Source organism: Binatus sp. (SeqCode), from assembly GCF_036522015.1.
Taxonomy (GTDB): domain Bacteria; phylum Desulfobacterota; class Binatia; order Binatales; family Binataceae; genus Binatus.
The window spans coordinates 1-6039 of the sequence record NZ_DATDGQ010000068.1; the positions used below are offsets into that span (position 1 = coordinate 1).

8 protein-coding genes are annotated in these 6039 nt (G+C 58.6%); all 8 read right to left on the minus strand.

The features are described from left to right. Positions 1 to 180, minus strand: a 180-nt coding sequence (locus VIW95_RS02925; RefSeq protein WP_331583864.1) for a potassium-transporting ATPase subunit KdpA, incomplete at its 3' end; no start/stop codon positions are given. A gap of 15 nt (positions 181 to 195) precedes the next feature. Then, complete coding sequence (gene kdpF / locus VIW95_RS17445; RefSeq protein ID WP_349259280.1) at positions 196 to 288, minus strand: K(+)-transporting ATPase subunit F; 93 nt, start codon at positions 286 to 288, stop codon at positions 196 to 198. A 111-nt stretch (positions 289 to 399) separates the two neighbouring features. Continuing rightward, the gene (locus VIW95_RS02930; RefSeq protein WP_331583866.1) at positions 400 to 744 is read right to left on the minus strand and encodes a hypothetical protein; all 345 of its coding nucleotides are present in this window, start codon (positions 742 to 744) and stop codon (positions 400 to 402) included. A gap of 191 nt (positions 745 to 935) precedes the next feature. Then, positions 936 to 1751 (minus strand): GNAT family N-acetyltransferase, encoded by an 816-nt coding sequence (locus VIW95_RS02935; protein ID WP_331583868.1) that lies wholly within the window; start codon positions 1749 to 1751, stop codon positions 936 to 938. A gap of 5 nt (positions 1752 to 1756) precedes the next feature. Then, entirely contained in the window at positions 1757 to 2545 is a 789-nt protein-coding gene (locus tag VIW95_RS02940) for an ABC transporter permease (RefSeq protein WP_331583870.1), read from the minus strand. After that, a complete protein-coding gene (locus VIW95_RS02945; RefSeq protein WP_331583872.1) occupies positions 2542 to 3282 on the minus strand; it encodes an ABC transporter ATP-binding protein in 741 nt (246 codons plus the stop codon). Before VIW95_RS02945 ends, VIW95_RS02940 begins: the two co-directional genes overlap by 4 nt. Positions 3283 to 3925: 643 nt before the next feature. Then, positions 3926 to 4102 (minus strand): KOW motif-containing protein, encoded by a 177-nt coding sequence (locus tag VIW95_RS02950; RefSeq protein WP_331583874.1) that lies wholly within the window; start codon positions 4100 to 4102, stop codon positions 3926 to 3928. A 15-nt stretch (positions 4103 to 4117) separates the two neighbouring features. Beyond that, the gene (locus tag VIW95_RS02955) at positions 4118 to 5842 is read right to left on the minus strand and encodes an N-acyl-D-amino-acid deacylase family protein (protein ID WP_331583876.1); all 1725 of its coding nucleotides are present in this window, start codon (positions 5840 to 5842) and stop codon (positions 4118 to 4120) included. Between the last annotated feature and the right edge of the window lie 197 nt (positions 5843 to 6039).

Sequence of the window (6039 nt, forward strand, 5' to 3'; positions counted from 1 at the left end):
CTCGACGCCGGGGTTAATCCCACAGATCTTGTAGATCAGTCGCTCGATTGGCGACAGCACCGGGTCCAGAAAGGTACGCTCATACGAGAACACTCGCGCCATGTATAGTCCGAGCGGCACGCTGATCGCCGTCACGAGCAGGAAGTAAACGGCGATCTGAATTATCGAATTGGACAGCATGTACCGGCGATCAACCTAGAAGCGTTCGGGGCGCAGCAACGCATATATCAAGTAGGCAGCCAACAAGAGCGCGCACACCCCACCCAGAACAGTTTCAACCGGGCTCATAGACCGTCGCACCCCCGAACGTACTCGATCGCGATCGCGAAGAAAGCAATGCTGCTGAGAATTGAAAGCAAATCCCACATGGTAATTTCCCGATTTAGTAGAGGCAGTTGATTAGTGCAAACGCAGCTCGGAACGAGAGTGTCCGGCGTCAGCCGGCACGTGGCCATTCGCTCCGTTGCCGTTGACGCGCAACGACGCCTCCGCCACTACGCGCATCGCAGGACATGGGCCCGCCGCAAATGTTTCGGCACGTGCGACGACTTCTTCACGCGTAAGCGGCGTGCCGTTGTCGGAGATCGGTCGCAGCGCACCGCGGCGCCCGTCGTTGACGACGAACGACCACTTGCAGCGCACGCAGTGATACAGGTACCGATGCGGCTTGAAGAGTCCCGGAAGTTTGTCGAGGACTTTGATCGAAAAAATGTGGGGCATCGCCGCTTTTGTGATCTGTTTCATTGGAACTGCCAGCCTCCGTCGCTTCTCTTCCGACAGGACTAACAGCACCGGGCGTGCCAATGCGGAAACGCCCATTCCATAAGGCTTTTTGCATCTTTTGACGATGCGGCATTTCAAAATGCATCGTGCCGCTCGATGCAAACTTCATCGATATGCAATGACGAATCCGCCGCGCTGCTGCGCGCGGCCGCTCAGCGCCTCAGGAGTAATGGATTCCTGGCCGGCTCGAACAGATAGCTGCGACGCCAATAGACTTCATCCGTAAATCCGAGCCGCCGGTACCATTGGATAGGAGTGTCGTTCGGGTCCGTGTTGATGATTGCTGACCGGCAGCCTTGATCGCAGGAATCCGCGATGACCCCGCATAGCAGGTGTCTCGCGATGCCTCTCATGCGAAATGGCATCCGCGTGGCGAGGTTGAAGACCAATCGGTCGCTGCCGTCGTAGTATCCCAGGATGGCCGCCGGCTCGTCGCCAAACCGCGCGATGAGAAATCGCCCCAGGCTGGCCAGCTCGCTCCGGCGCACCGCCAGTTCCTTATCGACGTCTTCAACCGCCGGTGCGTCTTCGGAGTTCGCGAATCCCTTCAGCTTCACCAGCACGTAGTCCAGCAACGTGTCCGGCGTGACCGCCTCGACGGTTACACCCGGTAGCTGAACTCGTTCGGGACGCGGCCCGACGTGTGCCAAGTAGGTAATCGCTTTGTCTATCGAACATCCCTCCGCGACCAGTGCCGGGCCAACCGCTGCATCCAAGTCTTTGTCGTCCAGCCAAACGTCCACCGCCCGGTTATCGAAATAGCTACTGGCATCCGCGAGCAACTCCGGTACTTCGCCAGGCGTAAGAGCCTCAACAATTATACGGCCGGATTCCGGATGGTTGGCGTGATGACGATAAAATCCAAAACGTCTTTGCACCAGGTAGTAGCCCAATTGCGGCGCGGAAGTTCGATACCATGAACGAACCTCCTGATGCAGCAGATCGTGCTCCGGATGACGCGCGGCCATATCAACTACTCCTGCTTGACCAGCAAGCCCCGGTTCCGCGCCTTCTCGTAAATCCAGCCGAAGAATACGATCGCGACGGCGAAATATACGACGTTCAAACCGACGCCCCACCAGAAGTGCAGCGGCGAAAATCCTTTGCCGTCAAGAACCTGGCGCATTCCCTCGAACGAATGCGCGGTCGGCATTACCCACGCGATGTCCTGCAGCCACTTCGGCAGCGACGACATCGGATACATCACGCACGACACCGGCATCAGCAAACCTGCGAAGCCCCAGGCCAGCGCCTGAATTTTCGTCGTGTAGCGAAAGATCATCCCGGTGATCGCTATTCCGAGCGCGAGCGCAAAGAACAACAGGTTCGCCATATACGGAATAAAGTTTGGCAGCCACGGAACGATGTCGAACGAGTACGCCGCCCATGCGATCGCCGATGCCGCTACCAGCCCGACCATGACCTTCAGCAGGCACACCGTCAGAAGTCCGGCCATGTATTCAGCCAGCGTTAACGGCGTCGAGAACAGGTTGATGAGGTTGCGGCACCATAGTTCGTCGATGAATCCGACCGCCATGTCGCGCTGAAAGCTGTAGAACGTTCCCCACAGAATTATCCCGCCCAGCAGACAGCTCACCACGGTCGGCTGCAGCCGGTTGCTGTGCGACAGGTAAACCGTGAAGAAGCCCCACATGACGATGTCGAGCACCGGCCACCAAATCATGTCGACGACGCGATCGAAGTTGCGTCGCGACTCATATATGTGCCGCACGATTACGGCGTTGATGCGATGTAGCTTCATGCTGCCTTGCCCTTCACCACGCGCAGAAAAACTTCTTCCAGCGCGGGTTCTTCGCGTTCCTCGTCCAGGAGCGACTGCGTGATTTCTATCGGACTGCCCACCGCGATCACTTTCCCGTGATGCAGAAAAACAATCCGCTTACACATCCGCTCGACTTCGGCCATGTTGTGCGACGTGTACAAAATCGTCGTCCCCTTTTCGCGCTGCGCCTCGAGCAGCGCATTCTTCACCTGCCACGCCACCTCGGGATCGAGGTACGCCGTCGGCTCGTCGAGCAGCAGTAGTTCAGGATCGTTCATGAACGCCTTGCACAGACCGACGCGCGTATTCTCGCCCGACGACAGCCGCGCGATTGCCTTGTCACGTAGCTTGGTGATTCCGAAGCGCTCGAGCAGCTCGTCGATTCGCGCGCGCGGCTTTTTCAGATTGTAGATGCGCGCGAAGACCAACAGGTTCTCGAGCACCGTCAGCCGGAACGGAAACGCGACGTACGGCGACGTAAAGTTCATCTTCTCGAGGATTTCGCCGCGATGCGTCGCCATCGACTTGCCGAAAATGCTGATGCGCCCCGAGGTCGGCGTGATCAGCCCCAGAATCATATGAATCGTCGTAGTCTTGCCCGCGCCGTTCGGCCCGAGCATCCCGATGATTTCGCCGCGCTCGATCCCGAAGCTCACGTTATCGACGGCGTGAAAGTCGTCGAAGGTCTTGCTCAAATTTTCAACTTCTACCAGCATCGAATTACCTGCCTTTAACGCGCGCGCGTTTTCATCCCGAAAAAACAAAACGGCCACGGAGTGCTAGCACCCGTGGCCGTCTTTCGCGTTCTTGTTATGCTATCGAGTCAATGATGACCGAACGTCGCAGACACACCACCACGGGAGGTTTCCCGGGCCCTTTCGATATTCGGATTCATCGTTCGTGTGTTCCCTGCGAGATCGAGTTTCTATTATGTAGCAGCTTCCGCGTTTAAGGGCTATAGGTCCTCGCTGGTTGGTACTGTCTTAATTCGGGGCTGAGTGCCTGAATTTGAAATTGTCAATGTCTTAATTTGCCGAGTCTCAACGAATCTCACCGATAAAGCCGCCGTTCCGAAGGAGATCATTCTCCGCAATGCATCGGGCCTTGGAGAATGCTAGCCGCCAACTCTCCTTCGCCTCTGCGTCGCCGCGCTTACCAGCCTCTTCCGCCAAATGATCACGTCCGCTCAATGCTTTCACGCAGTCTTCTTTGCTCTGGTACTTCTCAATTAACGTCCACTCGGTCGGAGGGGCCTTAAAATTAATCCGAAGTCCCGCCTTCGTATCGTAAGTAATAGGAGGGGTGATCATATACCAAGCAACAAGCGCGAGCGCGGCTGCGTGGCGGGGCTTCATGGGCTTAATTTGCTGTCGCAGATTTTATCTGAGAAAAATCCAGCTCAACGATTTCTGCGCGTCCGAAAATTGATATCGTAACGCGCGCCTTCTCCTCTGACGGGCGCACTTCCGCAATTGTCCCCTCAAAATCGTAGAAAGGGCCTTCCACTATCTTAACGGTGTCGCCGATAGCGAGCATCGCTGGAACCTTCCTTCAAGCCGTTGCCCGCGGCGCTGCTTGAGGGCCGCGGATCAGCTTGCCGGGCATCGCGTCGGTCGCCTTGCCATCGACGAATGTGACCTCGCCACTGACGACCGTATATTTGTAGCCGTCGGCGTGCTGAATCAATCGACGTCCGCCCGCAGGAAGATCGAACACCATCTCTGGCGGATGCAATCGCAGTGCGTCCATGTCGATCACGTTGACGTCGCCCTTCATTCCGGGCGCGAGCACGCCGCGATCCCGCAGTCCGTAAAACTTCGCGGTGTCACTGGTCTGTCGCTTCACGATCATCTCGATCGGCAGGCGTTCGCCGCGGCTGCGATCGCGCACCCAATGCGTCAGCATGTAGGTCGGCATGCTGGCGTCGCAGATCAGTCCGCAATGCGCACCGCCGTCGCTGAGGCCGAGCGCCGTAACAGGATTCAGCAGCATCTCGCGCAGCGCGTCGAAGTTATAGTCCGAGTAGTTGGCGAACGGCATGTAGAGCAACTCGCGTCCTTCCCGCTCGAGCATCAAATCGTAGGTCAGCTCCGCGGGCGTCTTGCCCTCGCGCTCGGCGCGCGCGGCGACGCTGGTCTCGCGCGCGGGCTCGTAGTTGGGAGGATCGCCGAGCGCAAAATACTTTGCGAAGTTGGTCAGCAGATACAGCGTCACACGATCCTTCACAGCCGGCTGGTCGGCGAGGATTCGCGCGCGGACTTGCGGATCGCGCATCAACGCAACCCGCTCATCGATCGGCAGATGCGCAATCTCGTGGTAGCTCCGATGCGCGATGAACGGATGCAGCGAGCTTTGCAGTCCCATCAGCATCCCGGTCGGTCGGCCGGGAATCTGCGGCACCAGGTGCGCGCCGTTCGCGTTGTAGTTGCGCACGCGCTCGAGCATCCGGCGGAAGCCGTCGAGATTGTTGTCCACCTGCGCCATCGCGAACGTGATCGGCAAGCCGGTCTCGGTCGAGAGCTTGATCATCCACTCCATTGTCGCGTCGGCGCCGACCATGTCCGACGCCATCTCGAACACGCCGTGCCCGACCTCGCCCATCGCGCGGCCGATTCCGAGCAGTTCCGCCCCGCTGGCGAAAGTTCCGGGCACGAGATCCTTGTTCTTGGCGCGATGCAGCATCGTGCGCGACGTGGTGAATCCCAGCGCGCCGGCCTTCAGCGAATCGCGCACCAGCGCCGCCATCTTCGCGATGTCGTCGGGCGTCGCTTCCTCGTTGCGCGCGCCACGCTCGCCCATCACGTAGGTGCGCAGCGAGCCGTGCGGCATTTGTGCGCCAACGTCGAGCACCCGCGGCATATTTTCGATTGCGCTCATGTATTCGGGAAACGATTCCCAGCCCCACTTGATTCCTTCGGAGAGCGCGCTGCCCGGGATGTCCTCGACGCCTTCCATCAGGCCGATCAGGAACTCCTGCTGGCCCGGCTGGACCGGCGCAAAACCGACCCCGCAGTTGCCCATCACGATCGTCGTAACGCCGTGCCAGCTCGATGGGCTGAGGTACGGATCCCACGTTACCTGGCCGTCGTAGTGCGTATGGATATCGACCCATCCCGGCGTGACGACGAGGCCGCTTGCGTCGATTTCGCGCCTCGCGGCGCCCGCTTTCGCGCCGACACTGGTGATCACACCGTCGTCGATCGCGACGTCGCCGGTAAACGCGGGCGCTCCGCTGCCATCTACGACTTTGCCGTTTCGAATTGCGAAATCGTGCATAGTTTCGTTCTCCCAACTGAAGAATCGCGCATCTGTGTACGATCACGCAAGCGTTGAGACGGCGAAAATTAAACGATCGTTCAATGACTAGTCGCTGCCATTGCACATTCGATCGGCGAGAACTTATTCTGGGACCGAATCCTGACGGCGAAGGAGCTACCGATGTTGGAACCAAAATATGGCGACGTATCCGTGAC

Excerpts from the sequence above, each read along its gene's own strand:
- kdpF (WP_349259280.1), bottom strand. The coding sequence starts at position 288 with ATGAGCCCGGTTGAAACTGTTCTGGGTGGGGTGTGCGCGCTCTTGTTG.
- VIW95_RS02930 (WP_331583866.1), bottom strand. The coding sequence starts at position 744 with ATGAAACAGATCACAAAAGCGGCGATGCCCCACATTTTTTCGATCAAA.
- VIW95_RS02935 (WP_331583868.1), bottom strand. The coding sequence starts at position 1,751 with ATGGCCGCGCGTCATCCGGAGCACGATCTGCTGCATCAGGAGGTTCGT.
- VIW95_RS02940 (WP_331583870.1), bottom strand. The coding sequence starts at position 2,545 with ATGAAGCTACATCGCATCAACGCCGTAATCGTGCGGCACATATATGAG.
- VIW95_RS02945 (WP_331583872.1), bottom strand. The coding sequence starts at position 3,282 with ATGCTGGTAGAAGTTGAAAATTTGAGCAAGACCTTCGACGACTTTCAC.
- VIW95_RS02950 (WP_331583874.1), bottom strand. The coding sequence starts at position 4,102 with ATGCTCGCTATCGGCGACACCGTTAAGATAGTGGAAGGCCCTTTCTAC.
- VIW95_RS02955 (WP_331583876.1), bottom strand. The coding sequence starts at position 5,842 with ATGCACGATTTCGCAATTCGAAACGGCAAAGTCGTAGATGGCAGCGGA.